This is a genomic window from Pseudoalteromonas apostichopi (genome assembly GCF_030297135.1).
Lineage (GTDB): Bacteria > Pseudomonadota > Gammaproteobacteria > Enterobacterales > Alteromonadaceae > Pseudoalteromonas > Pseudoalteromonas apostichopi.
In genome coordinates this window covers 1,560,935-1,581,279 of sequence record NZ_AP028065.1, presented here as the reverse complement: position 1 = coordinate 1,581,279, position 20,345 = coordinate 1,560,935, and the positions used below count along the sequence as shown (strand labels likewise).

Here is a 20,345-nt window from a genome sequence, read left to right as displayed (position 1 = left end):
TTTGCGCTTTGAAACAAGGTTTGCCTGAAGGGAAGTTTCAGACAAACCTTTCTCACACAAGGATTTAGGTTCTTTTTTAGAAACGGTAACCAACAGTGAAGGCAACAGTGCGAGGGTCGCCGTAGTAACCGATTAGCGTATTATCACCACCTAAACCAGGGGTGTATTTGCTCGTATCAGTTGGATCTGTTGGATCAGGTGCTACGAATTGGTAACCACCAATCATGTACTCTTCATCCGTTAAGTTTTTGCCGTAAAGACCAGCAGTCCAGTGACCGTCTGTGCTGTACCAAGTAATACCCATGTTAAAGATACCGTAAGCATCTTGAGTGAGTAGGCTATCTTCTTCGAATAGAGCGTAGTCGCCTCGGTGGTAGTAGTTACCATTTACTACAAAATCACCCATTTCTGTGTACATGCGATAGGTCGCACCTAGATTGAAGGTCAAATCTGGCGTGTTTGATACTGTGAAGCGATCTGATTTGTCGAATGCCTCACCTGTTTCAGGGTCGTAATCAATTACGTTATCAAAGCTACTGTCTATATAGCCAATTGATGCATCAAAGCTTAGTGATTCTGTGGCTACGTAGTTAAGTTCAAGTTCGATACCATCTGAGGTTGATTCACCAATGTTACCTAAGCGTTGGTTTAGATCAGATGCACTGTCTCCCGGTAACACCGAAATATACTGACGGTCTTTATGATCAAGGGTGAACAAGGTTACGTTCGCACGTAAGTTATTATTCCACTCACTCTTCATACCGATTTCGAATGAATCAACGATTTCAGGTTTTGCTGCAGGCTCTGCGGTTGTTGCTCGCGGGTTGAAAGTACCTGACTTAAAGCCTTGCGCATAACTTGCAAAGAACATGATGTCGTTTGAATACTGATATTCAACACCAGCACGTGGTGTGAAGCGTGACCATTCTTCTTCATCATCTAGTACGGTTGGTACGAGTTGACCTTCTGGGCGAGTATAACCAGGGATCCAACCTGATTCTGGATATACAATGTCAAAAATTAGGCCGTTGTTAACAAGCGCCTCTTTTTTGTCTTTGGTGTAACGTGCACCCAATGTCATTGACCATTGATCATTAAAGTCATAGCTACCTTGAATATACGCAGCTTTACTATTTGAGTTACTACAACCACTAACTTCACGAGTGAGGCCAGGAGCGCCTAAGCTTTGACCTAAGATACCTAAAATTGCCTCAAACTGGCCACATGATTCACCATCGTAATAGTAAAGGCCAGATACAAATTTGTAGTTATCACCTTGATGGTTTAGCTGTAATTCGTGAGTAGTTTGTTCATCATCGTAAATAGCAGGTACATCGAAAATCGGCAACGACGTATTATCAAAGTCGATATTAGTTGGTGAGTAGCTCTCTCGGCTTGAGCCTATGTATTTTATGCTCGTGCTGTCAGTCATATCCCAACGAGCAGTTAAGCTGTAGCCTTCTAGTTCAACTTTGTTCCATGTTGGTAAGCTGGTGTATGAGTCATACACACTGTCTGGAACTGGTGCATCTGTTAGTAGGCTAGGAAGTAAGCGGTAGCCACCTTTCGCGTTAGATTTATCTTCTGTTTTATCCCACGCAAAACGGAAAAATAGGTCATCAGTAGGCGTGTATTCTAAAGTAACACGAGCTGCGGTAACGTCTTTGTTGTAGTTTTCGCGGTCTTGGTTATCAAGAGCTGATGTTAAAAACTCACCAAAACCATCACGATTAAGTGTTGCAAAACCAAAACCTACATAGAGTTTTTCGTCAATAATTGGCAGTTGACCAGTAATTTTTAAATCTTTTTGGTTATAGCTACCTACAGTGCCTTGTATATTTAAAGTTGCATCACCGCTCATTTCTTTGGTGACGTATTTAATTGCACCACCAATGGTATTTTTACCGTAAAGCGTACCTTGTGGACCACGTAATACTTCGATTTGTTGCACATCAAGAAGGTCAAGCACCGCACCTTGTGGGCGAGCAAGATAGACATCATCAATATAGATACCAACACCCGGCTCATAACCCCACAATGGGTCTTGCTGACCTACACCACGAATAAACGCAGTAATTGTAGAGTTAGTGCCACGGCTTGCTTGCAAGGTGGTATTTGGCGAGAACTGCTGAACTTCGGTCATAACGACGATACCGTTTTCTGCAAGCTCTTCAGCACCAACTGAAGTTACAGCAACAGGAACTTCTTGCAGGTTTTCAACGGTTTTACGCGCTGTTACCTGAATACGTTCTAGTTCCCCTTTTTTTGCTGCAGGTTCGGCTTGTTCTGCCGCTTGAGCACTGACACCTGCTAATGCAAGTGATACAGCCAGAGTAAGTGGCGCGACTTTTGGGTTAAGCTTTATCATGTTGTATTCCTTGTTATTGTTGTCATTAGTCTTATGGCCACTCTCGTTGATGTTGCCGAAGACTTAATAAGTTTGCCCGTGTCACCTGTCAGTTAATGTAGAAGATAGTTGCAAAAATTGAATTAGTACCATAGTGCTATACCCACCACAGCCCTTTATTTATCAAGCAATTAAGCTATTTTTAAAGCAGATAGTACCTTAGTGTTATGTATTTTTTAGGCGCTTAAGGTAAGACTGATAGCATTATTCCGATGTCACCTCATCTGTGTAATAACAATAATTATAGGAATGTCTATGCTGAGCATGATAGGACTGTTAGGCGGTTTAATACTGCTGATCATTTTAACGCTGCGTGGGGTAAATTTATTTATCGCCGCGCCAATCTGTGCGTTGTTAGTCGCACTTAGTAGTGGCATGGCCATTTTCCCTGTATCGGCAGATACAAACTTTATTAACGCCTATATGGATGGCTTTGCTGGTTTCTTAAGTGCGTGGTTCTTTATGTTCTTGCTGGGTTCTTTATTCGGTAAGTTCATGGAAGACACCGGTGCTGCAGACAGTGTTGCGAGCTATATTGTAGGCAAACTAGGTATGAAACACGCAGTTCTTGCGGTGGTGATCGCCTGTGCAGTTTTAACCTACGGCGGCGTGAGCGTCTTTATTGTTGCGTTTTCTGTTTACCCAATGGCATTAAGTTTGTTTAAAGATGCAAACTTACCGCGCCGCTTTATTCCAGCAACCCTGGCATTTGGCTCGGTGACCTTTACCATGACTTCGGCAGGCTCGCCAGAAATTCAAAACTGGATCCCGGTTAAGCACCTTGGCACGTCGCCATATGCAGCATGGGAAGTGAGCTTAGTGGTGGCCATTTTCATGGCAACAGTAGGTTATTTTTGGTTAAACAAGATGATCAAAAAAGCCGTTGCCAATGGTGAAACTTTTGAAGCTCGTGATGATGATCCTGTCATTATTGAGCGTCGTCGTCCGCACCCAATTACTGGTGTGATCCCGCTAATCGTGGTGTTACTTTTATCATTTACTCTACATGATGTACTGCAGCAAACAGCACTTATTGTAGCCTTGCTTGGTGGCGTATTGAGTATTGTGATTATCAACTTCAAGCATTTTCACGATATGGGAAATGCAATTAATGTTGGTACAACAGGCGCTTTAGTGGCAATCGGTAATACTGCAGCAGTGGTTGGTTTTGGAGCTGTAGCGAAAGTATCACCGGCATTTACCGCAGCAGTAGATGTGATGACTCATATGCCTGGGAATGAGCTGGTTGGCGCTGCAGTGGCAGTGAGTGTAATTGCTGGTTTAACGGGCTCTGCTTCTGGCGGGCAAGCTATTGCATTACCACTTGTAGCACCGGGTTATTTAGATATGGGAGTTAATCCTGAACAGCTGCACCGCGTGGTGGCAATTAGTTCTGGAGCTCTCGATACCTTGCCGCATAATGGCTATGTAGTGACAACAATACGCGCTATCTGTAAAGAAACGCATCAACGAGCGTATTGGTCAATGGCAGCACTTACTGCGGTCGTTCCGCTTATCGGTGTCGCATTGGCACTTGGACTCTTTATTTTCTTTTAAGGAACAGCAATGAAAACCAAATTAATAATTTTGCTATGGCTGGTTGTATTTAGTAGTACTGCGTTTGGTGCCGAAAACAAAGCCGAAACCATGCTAGTGGAAAAACAGCATTTTACGACAAAGGATTTTACCACTGTGTCTGGCGTGACCTTGGAGCAAGTGGATATTGGCTGGGAAAGTTACGGAAAACTAAACGCCAATAAAGATAACGTGATTTTAATTACTCATTATTTCTCTGGCACTTCTCATGCCGCAGGCAAATATAAAGCGGATGATGCCCTACCGGGTTATTGGGATGCGATTATCGGCCCAGGCAAAGCTATCGATACGAATAAATATTATGTGATTAGTTCAGATACGTTAGTGAATGCCAACTGGCATGATGAAAATGTAATCACCACAGGCCCTGCGTCAACTAATCCTAAAACAGGCAAACCTTATGGTTTAGATTTTCCTGTGGTTACGATTACTGATTTTGTGAATGTGCAAAAGCGTTTACTTGAAAGCCTAGGTATCACTAAGTTACATGCTGTGATGGGCGCATCAATGGGGTCGTTTCAAGCACTTGAGTGGGCAACGCGTTACCCAGATAAAGTTGAGCGTTTAATTCATGTGATTGGCGCTGCAACGATGGATGCATGGACAGTCGCAGCACTTGAAAAATGGGCGTTACCAATTCGTTTAGATAAAAACTGGCAGCAAGGTAATTATTACGGCAAAGAGCGTCCGTTAGATGGCTTAGCGGCAACCATGCTTAATATTACGCAAGATGCGATGCATCCAATTATTTATAACGCGAGCTTCCCTGACTTTAACGTGCTTGATGAAGGCGCGTTAAAAGACATTCGTACCTTGCCTAAGTTAAACCAAGTACTAGCACAACGTGCAATGGCGCGTGCGAAAACCCAAGATGCAAATCATGTACTTTATTTGGTCCGGGCATCACAACTATTTACCGCTGGCATGCAAAGCGATTTAACAACTGCACTTAAAAATGTATCTGCCAAAACATTATTACTACCCGCAACGAACGACTTACTGCTTCGCCCTGAAAACATGCGCACCGTGTTTGACACCATGAAAGCAGCAGGTAAAGACGTTGAGATTTCAGAAATTGAAGGGGGCTGGGGACACCTTGATGGCATTTTCTCAATCGCCCCTAAAGCGCAGCTTATCAGTGAGTTTTTAGAGGAGTAACCCGATGAGCAAAACAGTTTTAATTACTGGTGCAGCCAGTGGTATTGGTTTATATGTTGCCCAGCAACTAGCGATGCAAGGCCACACTATTATTGTCACTGATTTAAATCAGCAAGCTGCAAAACAGGCGGCAGCAGGTATTGTTGAGCAAGGTGGTAGCGCTGAAGGGTATGCACTTAATGTGGCAGATAGTGATGCAATAGAGCAGTTTTTCAATGAGCTTAATCAGCCGATTGATGTGCTTATTAATAATGCGGGTATTCAGCACGTTGCAAAGCTTGAAGATTTTCCGGCTGATAAGTGGCAGTTTTTACAGCAAGTTATGCTCGTTGGCCCGGCGATGATGACCAAAGCCGTGCTACCACGAATGCGTGAACAAGACTTTGGTCGCATCATTAATATTGGTTCAATCCACGCCATGGTGGCGTCCAAATATAAGTCAGCTTATATCGCTGCGAAGCATGGCTTAATCGGCTTTGCTAAAACTATGGCACTGGAAACTGGCGATGCCAATATCACTATTAACACTGTGTGCCCAGCGTATGTAAAAACGCCGCTAGTGGAGCAACAAATTGCCTCACAAGCAAAAGAACACGGTATTTCAGAGCAACAAGTGATCGACACGATTATGCTGGCACCAATGCCGAAAAAAGCATTTATCGGTTTAGATGAGATCCTGCATACCGTTAGCTTTTTAATGGCCGATGCAGCACGCAATATTACCGCCCAAGCAATCGCCATTGATGGCGGTTGGACTGCACAATAGGAGGAGCCAATGGCAGGTTTTGATAAAGTAGTTACAAGTTACAGCGAAGCGATGGCAGGCCTTGAAGATGGCATGACAGTGATAGCGGGTGGTTTTGGTTTATGCGGTATTCCTGAGGGTCTGATTGCACAAATTAAACGTCAAGGCACCCGTGATTTAACTGTGGTATCGAATAACTGTGGCGTTGATGGTTTTGGTTTAGGTGTGCTGCTTGAAGACAAACAGATCAGCAAGATGGTTGCATCTTATGTAGGTGAAAACGCACTATTTGAGCAGCAGCTATTAAATGGTGAACTTGAAGTTGAGCTAACACCGCAAGGCACTTTAGCTGAAAAAATGCGTGCTGGCGGGGCGGGCATCCCTGCATTTTATACCGCAACAGGGGTGGGGACCCCGGTAGCTGACGGTAAAGAAACCCGCAATATTAATGGTCGCGATTATTTATTAGAGCCAAGCATTACTGGCGATTTCGCGATAGTTAAAGCGTGGAAAGCAGATCGCTACGGTAACTGCATTTATCGTCATACGGCGATGAACTTTAATCCGATGGCAGCAACCGCAGGCAAAGTTACGGTTCTTGAAGTTGAAGAAATTGTTGAGCCAGGAGAGCTGGAGCCAAGCCAAATTCACACGCCGGGTATCTATATTGATCGGGTGATTAAGGGTGAATTTGAAAAGCGCATCGAGAAAGTTACCACTAAGCAAGAGAATCAATAAGGAGCACGCTGATGGCATTATCACGAGAACAAATCGCTAAACGCGTGGCGATGGAACTACAGGATGGTTACTACGTTAACTTGGGTATAGGTATTCCAACCTTGGTCGCTAATTATGTCCCTGATGGCATCGAAGTGATGCTGCAATCTGAAAATGGTTTACTCGGTATGGGGCCATACCCAAGTGCAGACCAAGTTGATGCCGATATGATCAACGCAGGCAAAGAAACGGTCACCGCTGCAACGGGGGCAGCTATTTTTAGCTCTGCTGAAAGCTTTGCCATGATCCGCGGCGGCCACGTTGATTTAACCGTGCTGGGTGCGTTTGAAGTGGACCAAAACGGCAATATTGCCAGTTGGATGATCCCGAAAAAGTTGGTTAAAGGAATGGGCGGTGCGATGGATTTAGTCGCCGGTGCTAAAAACATTATTTGTACCATGACCCATGCCAACAAGCATGGCGAATCAAAACTGCTGACCGAATGTAGTTTGCCGTTAACAGGTGTTGGTTGTATCAATAAAGTGATCACCGATTTGGCACTTTTAGAAATTAAAGACGGTGCATTTCATTTATTAGAGCGTGCCCCGGGTGTCTCGGTTGATGAGATTATTGCTAAGACACAGGGCAAGCTTATTGTCTCTGGCGACATTCCTGAGATGACTTTTAGCTAGTTTTACGACTTTAAGCCGTTAATTTGCCTAGAATTTATACTAAACCCCAATAATGTGCTTTTTGTTCATGACTTTTATGAACAAAAAGCCATTTATCACCATCAATGCAACTTACCCCCTAAACATTTCGTTAATCTATCGTTAACACTATGCTCCAAACCAGATCGCCATTTGCAGTAGGCCGATCAACGACAACAAATAATTATAATCTGGTGTGGAGTAATTCATGAAAGCAAGTAACACACAGCTCGCTTTAGCCTTTGTAGCGGCGTTAGCAAGTACATCAGCATTCGCACAAAGCGACACTGAACAATTACAGCAACAACTCGACGCACTTCAAAAAGAAGTGGACTCATTGAAAGCATCAAGTAGCTTTAACTTAGAGTTTGGCGGTCGCGTTCAACTTGACTACAACTACTTTGATGGTGCCTACAATGCCAATAATGAAGGTACAGGGGGGAGTGAATTCTTCCCTCGTCGTATCCGTACTTATGTTGAAAGTGAACATGGCAAGTGGGATCACAAACTACTACTCGAATTTGCTGAAGGCACGGCTGAAATCGTGTTAGCGCGTGTACGTTATGCATTCGACAACGGCTTAAAAGTAAAAGCCGGTAAAATCCGCGAAGATATGTCATTAAATGCACTAACCAGTTCAAAACATATTAATACTATTGAGCGCAGCACCCTTGCTAATTCTTTCTCACCTTTCTTCCGTTGGGGTATCTCGGCTTATCAATACTTTAAAGACTCAGGTTTACGTTATGCCGTGGGTGTTTACAAGAACGATGCGTTTGGTGCCTCAGGCCACGACGAAGATGACAAACTGACATTGGCTGTAACAGGTCGCTTAACGTGGTCTAGTGCAGCACCAGGTGATGTGATTCATTTAGGTGCTTGGCACTCTTATCGTGATATGGGTGGTAATGATTTAAGCGCTCGTTTTGCCCGTGGTGAAGTGCGTGAAACCAATGTTCGCTTAGTGGATTACGCGGTCGGTGGTGAAACGGCTGCGCTTGATAGCATGTCGCAAAGCGGTCTTGAATTTGCCTACCAAGCGAATGCATTCACTCTAGAGGCTGAATATGCCAGCCGTTATCTCGATACGGTTGATAGCAGCAATGAACTTGATGGAGAGCGTTTTGATGGCTTTCATGTTTCGGCAAGTTATTTCTTAGGCGGTGAGCAGCGCCGTTACAAAGCAGGTTCAGCATTATTTGTGCAACCAAAAGGGATTAAAGATGCATGGGAGCTTGTTGCACGTGTGTCACAAATGAACGCCAGCAGCAAACAGCAAGGTACCGACGTAACCACTTACACAGTAGGCACATCATATTACCTAAGCAGCGATATCAAATTTATGGGCAACCTGATTTACAGCGATGTTGATGGTGCCGGTGCTTCTACGCTGGTAGGTGATGAAGATTCAGGTATGGGCATCAGTGCTCGTATGCAGTACTTATTTTAGGAGTCGTGCATTATGACTAAGTTTAAATCATTAAAAAGCTCTCTTTTAGCAGCTTCGTTATTAGTAACCAGCCCGCTAGCATTGGCAAACTTACACTTTTTGGTACCGGGTGGCCCTGGTGGCGGTTGGGATACCACAGCACGTGGTGTCGGTGAAGCAATGGTGAAAGCGGGCATTGAAGATAATGCATCGTTTCAGAATATGTCGGGCGGCGGCGGTGGCCGTGCGATTGCTTATTTGATTGAGTCGGGCACTAAAAAAGGCGATATGTTGATGGTTAACTCAACGCCTATCGTACTGCGCGCATTATCAGGAAAAATCCCTTACAGTTATCGCGATTTAACGCCAGTTGCCAGCATGATTGCTGATTATGGTGCGTTTGTTGTCCGTAATGACTCACCTTTTAAAACATGGCAAGACGTTATTGATGCAATGAAAAAAGACTCTGGCTCTGTAAAAGTAGCGGGTGGCTCAGCGCGCGGCAGCATGGATCACTTAGTAGCAGCACAAGCGGTGAAAGCAGCGGGTATTGATGGTCGTCGATTACGTTACATTCCTTACGATGCCGGTGGTAAAGCGAAAGCAGGTTTATTGTCGGGTGAGGTCAACTTACTTTCGACAGGCTTAAGTGAGGCACTCGAAGTCGCTAATGGCGGTCAGGCACGGATTTTAGCGGTGACTTCTGCAGATAAATTGCCAGATTACCCAGCAATTCCAACCTTAAAGTCGCTAGGTTACGACATGGAGTTCGTAAACTGGCGCGGCTTTTTTGCGACCCCAGATTTACCTGCAGATAAGCTAGCAGAGTACACAGAAAAGCTGCGTAAGCTGCAACAAACCCCTGAATGGGAAGCGGTTCGTGCCCGTAATGGTTGGCTAAATCTGTTTCAAGAAAAAGACGCGTTTATTAAATCGCTTGAGCAGCAAGAAGCGCAATTACGCGTTGTAATGAAAGAACTTGGTTTTATCCGAGGCTAAGGTTAGACAATGTTAAACCGTGAACTAATTGGACCAAGTTTATTCTTGGTCCTCTTTACCCTCTACGCCCTTGTGGCTTGGCAAATTCCACTTATGCCATTTGAAGAGTACGAAAGTGTTACTTCAGCAACCTTACCAAAAGTGTATGCAGTATTCGGTATCGTGGTGTGTGTACTTTCGATTGGTGCCAACTTATTAAAGCAGGCGCCTGCAGGAAAAGCAGAGCTACTCAGTAAAGGCAACTTACTACGTACCTTTGCACTGTTGGTTTTAATGGTTGCTTATAGCGCCATGCTTGAACCGTTTGGTTTTTTAATTGCCACCAGTGCATTTTTAATTGCTGGCTTTTTTATTATGGGTGAACGCCGTAAGAAGGTGTTGTTGTTTGCTTCAGTGCCTGTGGCCGTGGTTTTTTGGTTTTTAATGACACAAGTACTGGGCATCTACTTAGTACCTGGCAATTTGTGGAGTTAAGTTATGCTTGATGGAATTATGTTAGGTTTGTCGACCGTACTCGACTGGAACAACTTGTTATATGTGATTGTAGGCTGCTTTGTTGGCACGTTCATCGGTATGTTACCTGGTCTAGGTCCAATTACTGCGATTGCGTTGATGATCCCGATCACTTACAGCATCGGTGCTGATTCGGGCATGATTTTAATGGCCGGTGTTTACTACGGGGCTATATTCGGTGGCTCTACTTCTTCTATTTTGATTAATGCGCCGGGTGTGGCGGGGACGGTAGCGTCATCGTTTGATGGCTACCCGCTAGCAAAGCAGGGTAAGGCAGGTAAAGCCCTTGCGATTGCAGCTTATTCATCCTTTATAGGCGGTACGATTGGGGCCATTTTACTGATGGTGGCTGCGCCTTTATTAGCAAAAGTGTCATTAAGTTTCCAATCGCCTGATTATGTTGTACTGATGTTTTTAGGCTTAACGGCCATTGCCGCGTTCTCTAATAAAGGGCAATTTCTAAAAGCCATGATGATGACGGTATTTGGTTTAATGCTGGCAACAGTAGGGATTGATCCCTCTTCAGGTACCGAGCGCTTTACCTTTGGCCAAGCTGATTTATTAGATGGTATTAGCTTTTTATTAGTAGCAATGGCAACGTTCGCGTTGGCTGAAGCTCTGATTAATGTGGCACGCCCTGAAGCTGAACCAGATAAAAAAATTGATGATCCTGATACGCCAAAAATTGGCTCAACAAAACTGACTAAAGAAGAAGTAAAAGACATGGCTCCTGTGGTTGGCCGCTCATCTTTACTTGGCTTTATTGTCGGTGTTTTACCGGGCGCAGGGGCAACCATTGCCAGCTTTATGGCCTATGCCACTGAGCGGAACCTTGCTCCAAAGGCACTGAAAGATAAATTTGGTAAGGGCTCAATGCGTGGCTTAGCCGCACCTGAGTCTGCTAATAATGCTGCTTGTACGGGCTCATTTGTACCATTACTGACTTTAGGTATTCCGGGTTCGGGCACTACTGCGATTATGCTAGGTGCATTAATTGCCTACGGTATTCAGCCGGGTCCTATGCTAATGCAAGAAAACCCAAGTGTGTTTTGGGCGGTAATTGTCAGTATGTACTTTGGCAATATTGTACTGCTTATTTTGAATTTGCCGTTGATCCCGTATTTTGCCAAAGTGCTGGCAATGCCTAAATCTGTGCTGACAGTAATGATTTTATTCTTCAGCTTAATTGGCGTGTATTTAGTGTCATTTAACACCTTTGATTTATTTATGATGGTGGGCTTTGCGCTGGTGGCCTTGGTGCTTAGATTGTTAGCTTTCCCGATGGCGCCTTTATTACTTGGCTTTATCCTCGGTGATATGATTGAGCGAAATTTCCGCCGTGCGATGATGATTTCAGATGGCTCGCTGAGCTTTTTATGGGACCGCCCATTAACACTGAGTATTTTTGTGATTTCGATCTTAGTGTTGTTGTTCCCACTGAAAGACTATATTGTCCAACGTCGTAAAGACAAAGCAGCTACGCAAACAGGGCAACATGCGTAGTACAAGGCACTGATATGAGATACACCAATAAGCTAAACCCATTTCAGCATGTGGTTAAAAAACCAAAGCGCTTAGAAACGCGGCTCATCATTTGGGTTACCGGTCTATGTGTTTTACAGGCTGTGTTGTTTGGCGCTTTGGTGTATCAGATCACTGCAGAAAGCTTACATAACCACATGGGTGATAAAGCGCTTTCGCTAGCAACCAGTATTGCTTCACGAGATGACGTGCTAAACGCATTACAAACGAAGCAAGGGCTTAATGAGTTAAATAAGCAAATAGAGCATATTCGTGAACTAACCGCAGCTAGTTTTATTGTTATCGGTGATAGGAATACCCGTCGCATTGTTCACCCCGACTCTGACAAGCTGGGTAAACCTATGGTGGGTGGGGATAGTAAAGCGGCGCTACGTGGTGAGCGTTATGTGTCGATTGCAAAGGGGAGTTTGGGCGAGTCTATCCGTGGCAAAGTCCCTGTACTCTCAGAACAAGGCGAAGTCATCGGCTTGGTATCGGTTGGCTTTTTAGTACAATCAATTGAACCGCTCATTCGTGCTCGTAGTGCTGAAATCATGCTTTGGGGCTTGTTGTTAGTCGGTTTAAGTATTTTGGCTGCGGTGTATATCGGGCAACGGGTTCGTAATGCTATTTTTGGTTTACAACCTGACGAAATTGCAAGGCTGTTCTCAGAGCAAGATGCTATTTTGAATACTGTTCGTAGCGGCATTATCGCCCTCGATCCAGAAGGTAACGTGCGTAACTTAAACCAACGTGCTTGCGAAATCCTTGGTAAACCGATCAGCTGCATTCATCAGCCACTTAAGCTTGAAGATTTACTTCCTGAACATACTGAGTTTTTGATGCATAACCAACAGCGTCCGATTGTAGGTTTTGAATTATTTGCTGCAGATAAACGCATTGTGTTGTCGCGATATGCACTGCAAGTGCAAGATCAGGCTGATGGGATTTTATTGAGTATGCGCCCAGCGGATGAGCTTGAGTATTTATCGCAGCAATTAACTAAAGTGCAAGCTTTTGCTGAGCTATTACGAGTACAAACTCATGATTACTCAAACAAGCTAAACTTGATTGGTGCATTAATTCAAATGGGACAAACTGAGCAGGCTATTGAGTTAATTGGACAAGAAAGCAAGGGCTCGCAAGCACAGATCCATCATTTACTCGAAAGGATCCAAGATCCGGTACTTGCTGGGTTACTTGTTGGTAAATACCATAAAGCCCGTGAATTAAACGTAATACTTGAGCTTAATCCAGATAGCCTATTGGGATCAATCACCCGTAAAGATATGCTGGAACGGGTTGTCTCGATACTTGGCAATTTGATTGATAACGCAATTGAAGCCGCTATTCGAGCTAGCGATACACGTACCCCTAAGGTTCGTGTTACGGTTGATGAAACCAGTAAAACATTATTGTTTGATGTCGAAGACAGCGGTTTTGGTTTAGGCGATGACAAGGATGTGATATTTACACCACAATACAGTTCTAAGTCAGGGGCTGAGCATGGTATTGGCCTTTATTTAGTCAAAACCAACTTAGATTCGTGTCGTGGTAGTTTAGAAATAGGTGAGTCTGATCTGATGGGGGCACGTTTAAGTGTCTACATTCCAAAATAATAAAAATGATCAGCCTATAAATAAAAGGTAAAGAACATGACTTACTCAGTTGTCATTGTTGAAGATGAAGTAGAAGTTGCCCAATTATTGGCGCAATATTTATTACTTCCTCATGGCGTAGCTGGTCAACAAGGGGCGCGGCAAACACTGCGTCAAGGGCAATATCAGGTTGTTGGTATTGCAGGCAATCTTGCCACTGCGAAAGCGTTATTATCGGCCGTTAATGCCGATTTAATTTTGCTCGATATTCATTTACCCGATGGCAATGGTCTTGATTTACTTAATGAGTTGCGCCGCGAGGAAATGAAAAGCGAAGTAATGCTTTTAACCGCAGCAAAAGAAGTAGAAACACTAGAAAAAGCCATGCAGCTTGGCGCTTGTGACTTCTTGGTTAAGCCATTAATGCTAAATCGCTTAGATCAAGCATTGGCACGATTCGAAGCAAGACAACAATGTTTCTCAGATGCCGATGAAGTAACCCAATCTATGGTCGATACTTTATTTGGATCGCAAGAACAGTTAAAAACGCCAGTTAGGCTACCAAAAGGGGTGGATCAGCTTACTTTGCAAAAGATCTTAAAAGCTTTTAAAGCGAATATTGGCACGGCTTTTACTGCTCAGCAAATGGGGGATTTAGTGGGCGTAAGTCGCTCAACAGCCCGCCGTTACCTCGAATACTTGCTTGAAGCTGAGCAAGTCAGTGCTGATCAGAGCTACGGGAGTATCGGTCGACCCGAACGCTGTTATAAAATGACAAGCAGTTAAATCGCATCATTTAATTGCCAAATTACCGCTAAATTAGCGATTTTAGTAGCATAAACTTACTGTTCAGCACGTTAAAAAGTGCCGCTTATCCTGAGCATAGAAAAATTTTATAAAATTGATTGCATTTTAAGCGACTTCGATGGTGATGTTCGCTTTAAGTAATGCTATACTCCCGCCGAATAATTTTTCGACTTTATTAAGAGTAAAATAATGGCAGATTTATCGAAGTACAGAAATATTGGTATTTTCGCCCACGTTGACGCGGGTAAAACTACCACCACTGAGCGTATCCTTAAGCTTACGGGTAAAATTCATAAGACTGGTGAGGTACACGACGGTGAGTCTACTACTGACTTCATGGAACAAGAAGCTGAGCGCGGTATTACAATCCAATCAGCAGCTGTAACTTGTGAGTGGAAAGGCCACCGCTTAAACGTTATCGATACTCCGGGACACGTTGACTTCACAGTAGAAGTATACCGTTCACTTAAAGTGCTAGACGGTGGTATCGGTGTATTCTGTGGTTCTGGTGGTGTTGAGCCGCAGTCAGAAACTAACTGGCGTTATGCGAACGAATCAGAAGTTGCACGTGTAATCTTCGTAAACAAATTAGACCGTATGGGTGCTGATTTCTACCGCGTTGTAGGTCAAGTTGAGAAAGTACTAGGTGCTAACCCACTAGTTATGACTTTACCAATCGGTATCGAAGACCAATTTTGTGGTGTTGTAGACGTACTTGAGAAAAAAGCATACGTTTGGGACGAGACTGGTCTTCCTGAAAACTACGAAGTACAAGACGTTCCAGCTGACATGGTAGACAAAGTTGATGAATACCATGAAATGCTTGTTGAGTCTGCTGTTGAGCAAGACGAAGACCTAATGATGGCTTACATGGAAGGTGAAGAGCCTTCTCTAGAAGATATCAAACGTTGTATCCGTAAAGGTACTCGTGATCTTGCGTTCTTCCCAACATACTGTGGTTCTGCATTCAAAAACAAAGGTATGCAGTTAGTACTAGACGCGGTTGTAGATTACCTACCTTCGCCTACAGAAGTTGACCCACAACCTCTAACTGATCCTGAAACAGGTGAGCCTACTGGTGAAGTAGCAACTGTTTCTGCAGATGAGCCACTTAAAGCGTTAGCGTTCAAAATCATGGACGACCGTTTCGGTGCACTTACGTTCATCCGTATCTACGCTGGTCGCATGAAGAAAGGTGACACAATCCTTAACTCAGCAACTGGTAAAACAGAGCGTATCGGCCGTATGGTTGAGATGCAAGCTGACGAGCGTAACGAACTTACTGAAGCACAAGCGGGTGACATCATCGCTGTTGTTGGTATGAAGAACGTTCAAACTGGTCACACTCTTTGTGATCCTAAGCACGAATGTACACTTGAAGCGATGATCTTCCCTGATCCAGTAATCTCAATCGCTGTTGCTCCTAAAGACAAAGGCGGTAACGAGAAGATGGGTATCGCGATCGGTAAGATGGTTGCAGAAGATCCTTCATTCCAAGTTGAAACTGACGAAGATTCAGGCGAAACCATCCTTAAAGGTATGGGTGAGCTTCACTTAGATATCAAAGTAGATATCCTTAAGCGTACTTACGGCGTAGACCTAGTTGTTGGTCAACCTCAGGTTGCTTACCGTGAAACTATCACGAAAGAAATCGAAGATAGCTACACGCATAAGAAACAATCTGGTGGTTCTGGTCAATTCGGTAAGATCGATTACCGCATCAAGCCAGGCGAGCAAAACTCAGGCTTCACGTTCTCTTCATCAGTTGTTGGTGGTAACGTACCTAAAGAATTCTGGCCTGCAGTTGAGAAAGGCTTCGCATCAATGATGCAAGAAGGTGTTCTAGCTGGCTTCCCAGTATTAGACGTTGAAGTTGAACTTTTCGACGGTGCTTTCCACGCAGTTGACTCATCAGCAATCGCGTTCGAAATCGCTGCTAAAGGCGCTTTCCGTCAGTCTATCCCTAAAGCGGGTGCACAACTTCTTGAGCCAATCATGAAAGTTGACGTATTCACTCCGGAAGACAACGTAGGTGACGTAATCGGTGACCTTAACCGTCGTCGTGGTATGATCAAAGACCAAGAAGCTGGCGCAATGGGCGTTCGCATCAAGGGTGATGTACCACTTTCTGAAATGTTCGGTTACATCGGCCACTTACGTACAATCACGTCAGGTCGTGGTCAGTTCTCTATGGAGTTCTCACACTACGCACCATGTCCTGCAAACGTTGCTGAAACAGTAATCGCTGCAGAAAAAGAGAAAAAAGCTGCTAAGTAATTAGCCTTTTAATTCTTTGAAAAAACCCGCACTAGTTGCGGGTTTTTTATATTCTAAAAAGATATTTAATTGATATAAACAAAACTATTCAATGTAAATGGTTGATTTTTGTTCAGTCCTTTTTATACCAACCCGCAATAATACTTAATCATTTTGAGGGATTAAACCTGTCGCTAACTGCGTTAAAAATTTCTCATTTAGAACAACTAAATAACGAAATTTTTGCCTTGTTATCAACGAGGTTTAATTGCCTCAAAATAGACTACTTAATTAAGCGGATTGGTATTAATTGTCGCAATCCAATAATCTCATTCTTTAGTATCTATATATCTCTAACATTAAGCTTAAAGTCTTGGTGTTGGTTTTTTAAGTGTTATTTTCATACAAAATTAATATTTCATAAAAGACTGTGTTTTTAGCAGGTTGCAATCCAAATATTGAAATGCACTTATAAAGTATTTTTATTCACTTGTGTACCTATTTTCAGCAATGTAGAATCGTGATAACAACCATTTTTAGTTATTTAGTATTAATTTTCTAAAGCTATCAAATTAAGATTTATATTTATGAAAATGATCAAGTTAAGTCCAAACTGGATTTTACAAGGAATCAAGATCGCGTTGGCTATGCTTATTGCATTAGTTGCCAACTCCTTTGGAACATCATTATTAATTATTATTTTGCCTGTATTACTTATATTTCTTGTGCTGAGCTATTTAGGGATGCGCTCTTTATATTGTTATAAGGCAGGGATATGTTACTCATTAGGCTTAGGAAAGCGTTATATAAATGCTGAGGACATTAAGGAAATTGAGTTTAAATCGGTGGCATTTTTGACTGTTTTTAGGGTTTTCCTTAATAATGGCAAAGTATTAAGGTTTATTAATTGGCAAATTGATGAGCAGCAACAGGGCTCGATAACAGCACTTTACCAACTTGACAATAAAGAAGAACAAATCGCTTAACGATACAAATAAAATGGCCGCGAAAGCGGCCATTTATTCATATTGTGTCGTTTATTTCTTTAGACGACGACGCAGTGCAAATGGTAAAGCTAGTAAGCTTAACCAAGCAAGTGAACCAGAATCATCATCTTTAGACTCTTTCTCTGCTTCATCTTCTTCAGTTACATCATCTGCTTCATCGTTAGTAATGTTGATGTATAGCAGTTGCGCTTCTGATAAGTTGCCTGCGCTATCCTGTGCACGGATCATCAGCGTAAGCTTGTCTTCTTCTTCGAAATCTAGCTCTTTAGCAACTGTGATTTCACCTGCGGCACTGATTGCAATCGCATCTGCATGCTCACCAACAATACTAAAACTTACTACAGGTGTGTAATCAGCATCGCCATCAGAGAAAACTAATTGGCCTATAACTGCGCCAATTTCACTGTTTTCTACGATTTCGAATGTTTGATCTGCTTCGATTATAGGTGCTTGTTGCTCAGGAATAGGCTCTGCAGATTGAATATCAATAATCACAGGATCGTGATCAGATGCACGATATGCATTATCTGCATAAAGGCCTGCTTGTTGTGTTGCTGACTTATACTCAAGGTTGTAGTCTAGGCTGATTGGCTCATCGGCATTGATATGCCAATCAGTCGCAGCAACAACTTTATCAAGCATAGATTCAGTTACTAGCGCGTGGTCAAGACTACCAATACGGCCAGAGAAGCTATAAGAGTAACCTAATGTATCACCGTCTAGTTCAGCAACCGCACTCTTAAGACCTTTGTCTGCAAATGCACGAATAGGATCTTCCATCGCGTAAGAGTTCATGTCACCCACTAGGATGATATCTTCATCTTCAACTTCAGTTGGGTAAGTTGCTAACCAATCTGCATAAGCATTAGCACCCGCAACACGGATTTCATTCCAACAGGCTTGACCATCGCCTAAGTCAGCATTATTACCCTCAGCGCTGCCACAGCCACCTTTAGATTTTAAGTGGGCAACTGCAACTGTGAAGATTTCTTCGCTTTCAAGAGATTGGAAGCTTTGGGCAATAGGCGGACGATTGCTGTAATCAAAAGGTTCAGCAGTTGTATGAGCTGCCTTACCTACTTCTGATACTTTATTTGAGCGATAAATTAAAGCTGTTGTGATTTGATCAGTACCAATTTTTTCAACATCAAAATCAACAAATGCGTAAGTGTTTTCTGCATCTTCGTCATTAAGTGCTGAAACTAGGCTTGCAATAGCACTGTTTTCACCGAAACCATCGTTTTCGATTTCCATTAAGCCAATGACATCAGCATTGATAGCTGTAATTGCACTGACAATTTTTGCTTGCTGACGAATAAACTCTTCTGCGCTGTCTGCACCACGGCTAGTTGGGAAACCTGCGCCTTGGCCATCACCATTGAAATAGTTTAATACGTTGAAGCTCGCTACACGAAGATCTGAATCTTCGTTAAGCTCTGGCGCATCGGTACGTGGGTTTGTTGCTGTAAACTCAGGTTGCACTGTAGGGTGAATGCGGTAACGGTTGAAACTGTAACCCATCACACCAGTAACAGTGTTTACTGTGTCACCCAAACGTAATGTGTTATATGCATCAAGACCTGTGCCTGGGTAGGCGATTGGATCAAGGTTTTGTTTTGTTGAACCATCGTCGAGTAAGATTTGTTTTTTCAGGTTTTCAGCTTCAACAGCATTTGCTGCATCACCCGGTAGTGCAATTTGAGTACCTTGGTATAAACGCTCAGTACCTAAGTCAACCTCACCATAACGGCCAAGACCGTAGTTGTTATTGACAACTAAAGGTTGATCTATGGTTACTAACATACCTTCATAGGCTTCAAGGTCTGCAACTTCAGCAACTGGTAAAGTAACAACGGTTGGATCTGTAGATAGGCCTGTAGCACAGATTTCAACTTGGCTTACATCACCTAGCTGTGTCGCGCTGTAGTATTCAGCTACGCTACCTTTAACACGTACATGATCACCAACGGCAACATCAGTATCTGCGAAATAAACAAATACACCTTCAGAGGTAAGTGGGTTTGTATCAGCATCCGCAGCAAGTGAGCTAATAAAGAAGCCTTTTAGCTGATCATCACCTTGGAAGTCTGCGGTCACTACACCTTCAACTTCAACTTCAGTGTCAATAAGTGGGCTGTCGCCGCCTTCACCTTGAATTGCGTTGATTAATGTTTTTGTTGCTCCACACTCAAGCGGAGTAACTGGCTCTGGCTCAGGAGTTGGTTCTGTGCTTTCACCGTATTGACCAATATTGCTAAAATCATTTTGGTCGAATTGTTCCCATTCTTCGCTAGGGTTAAATGCTGATGTTGCATCAGTACGACCTGAAGTCACAGTCGTTTTACGACGTAGTGTTTTATTGGCTGTTGTTACACCACCTTCATCCCATGCTGAACCAGGATCAACACCTAGTTGACCAAAGCTATCAACTATTTCACCGTCTTTAGTTAGGACTAGTGCGTCATCACCGTTGAAGTAAGTAATAGTTGATTCTATATCGGCTTTTGTCTTCAATTCATCAACAGAACCAGCGTTAACAATAACGTAGGTCGCATTTGCTGCAAGTGTACCTGTTAAAGCTAAGCTGTTGTTTGGATCTGCTAGGTCTCCATTACCATTTGAGTATAAAGAGATAGTGTAACCATCAAGCGATAGTTCAGCGCCAGAGTTGTTGTAAAGTTCTACCGCTTTATTATTAGAGCTTCCTTCAACGTATTCAGAGATGATTAGGTTGGCAGAAGCAGGCGCGCTCAGGCTTGCAATAACAAGCGCGAGCGGCGTTAATTTTGTATTTATCATTATTTTTCCCGTGTATGTATTTTTAAAGTCCCAATATGGGACACAGTACTTTAAGAAAAATCTATGACAAATTAAATACAAAA

Annotated in this window: 15 protein-coding genes; 13 read left to right on the top strand and 2 right to left on the bottom strand. The window is 43.2% G+C overall.

Features of this window, described 5'->3' with window-relative positions; genetic code table 11:
• Positions 1–76: 76 nt before the first annotated feature.
• Positions 77–2,368: a TonB-dependent receptor gene (locus tag QUE86_RS07110; protein ID WP_130050228.1), complete on the bottom strand. Its 2,292-nt coding sequence runs from the start codon at positions 2,366–2,368 to the stop codon at positions 77–79.
• 294 nt (positions 2,369–2,662) lie between these two features.
• Here QUE86_RS07110 and QUE86_RS07105 point away from each other — a divergent pair, with 294 nt between their 5' ends.
• The 13 genes from QUE86_RS07105 (at position 2,663) to QUE86_RS07045 (ending at position 17,442) form a co-directional block, all read left to right on the top strand.
• Positions 2,663–3,964 carry a GntP family permease gene (locus QUE86_RS07105; RefSeq protein ID WP_130050229.1) on the top strand — a complete coding sequence of 434 codons (1,302 nt, stop codon included), beginning with the start codon at positions 2,663–2,665 and terminating at the stop codon, positions 3,962–3,964.
• Positions 3,965–3,973: 9 nt separating this feature from the next.
• Positions 3,974–5,161 carry an E22 family MetX-like putative esterase gene (locus QUE86_RS07100; RefSeq protein ID WP_167658249.1) on the top strand — a complete coding sequence of 396 codons (1,188 nt, stop codon included), beginning with the start codon at positions 3,974–3,976 and terminating at the stop codon, positions 5,159–5,161.
• A 4-nt stretch (positions 5,162–5,165) separates the two neighbouring features.
• A complete protein-coding gene (locus tag QUE86_RS07095; protein ID WP_130050231.1) occupies positions 5,166–5,927 on the top strand; it encodes a 3-hydroxybutyrate dehydrogenase in 762 nt (253 codons plus the stop codon).
• 9 nt (positions 5,928–5,936) lie between these two features.
• On the top strand, positions 5,937–6,644 hold the full coding sequence (locus QUE86_RS07090) for a CoA transferase subunit A (protein WP_130050232.1): 708 nt from the start codon (positions 5,937–5,939) through the stop codon (positions 6,642–6,644).
• Positions 6,645–6,655: 11 nt separating this feature from the next.
• Positions 6,656–7,315 (top strand): 3-oxoacid CoA-transferase subunit B, encoded by a 660-nt coding sequence (locus QUE86_RS07085; RefSeq protein WP_130050233.1) that lies wholly within the window; start codon positions 6,656–6,658, stop codon positions 7,313–7,315.
• 226 nt (positions 7,316–7,541) lie between these two features.
• Entirely contained in the window at positions 7,542–8,783 is a 1,242-nt protein-coding gene (locus tag QUE86_RS07080) for an OprO/OprP family phosphate-selective porin (protein WP_178926384.1), read from the top strand.
• A 12-nt stretch (positions 8,784–8,795) separates the two neighbouring features.
• A complete protein-coding gene (locus tag QUE86_RS07075) occupies positions 8,796–9,761 on the top strand; it encodes a Bug family tripartite tricarboxylate transporter substrate binding protein (protein ID WP_286260124.1) in 966 nt (321 codons plus the stop codon).
• A gap of 9 nt (positions 9,762–9,770) precedes the next feature.
• Positions 9,771–10,235, top strand: coding sequence for a tripartite tricarboxylate transporter TctB family protein (locus QUE86_RS07070; protein ID WP_178926383.1), 465 nt, complete (start codon positions 9,771–9,773; stop codon positions 10,233–10,235).
• Between the two features lie 3 nt (positions 10,236–10,238).
• Positions 10,239–11,777, top strand: a complete 1,539-nt coding sequence (locus QUE86_RS07065; protein ID WP_167658247.1) for a tripartite tricarboxylate transporter permease — start codon at positions 10,239–10,241, stop codon at positions 11,775–11,777.
• 14 nt (positions 11,778–11,791) lie between these two features.
• Positions 11,792–13,414 carry an ATP-binding protein gene (locus QUE86_RS07060; RefSeq protein ID WP_130050237.1) on the top strand — a complete coding sequence of 541 codons (1,623 nt, stop codon included), beginning with the start codon at positions 11,792–11,794 and terminating at the stop codon, positions 13,412–13,414.
• A 36-nt stretch (positions 13,415–13,450) separates the two neighbouring features.
• Positions 13,451–14,179 carry a response regulator gene (locus QUE86_RS07055; protein WP_130050238.1) on the top strand — a complete coding sequence of 243 codons (729 nt, stop codon included), beginning with the start codon at positions 13,451–13,453 and terminating at the stop codon, positions 14,177–14,179.
• 210 nt (positions 14,180–14,389) lie between these two features.
• Positions 14,390–16,477 carry an elongation factor G gene (gene fusA / locus QUE86_RS07050; RefSeq protein WP_130050239.1) on the top strand — a complete coding sequence of 696 codons (2,088 nt, stop codon included), beginning with the start codon at positions 14,390–14,392 and terminating at the stop codon, positions 16,475–16,477.
• 566 nt (positions 16,478–17,043) lie between these two features.
• Complete coding sequence (locus QUE86_RS07045) at positions 17,044–17,442, top strand: hypothetical protein (RefSeq protein WP_286260122.1); 399 nt, start codon at positions 17,044–17,046, stop codon at positions 17,440–17,442.
• A gap of 51 nt (positions 17,443–17,493) precedes the next feature.
• On the opposite strand, the gene QUE86_RS07040 is transcribed toward QUE86_RS07045, so the two are convergent.
• Positions 17,494–20,262 (bottom strand): ExeM/NucH family extracellular endonuclease, encoded by a 2,769-nt coding sequence (locus tag QUE86_RS07040; protein WP_286260120.1) that lies wholly within the window; start codon positions 20,260–20,262, stop codon positions 17,494–17,496.
• Positions 20,263–20,345: the final 83 nt, after the last annotated feature.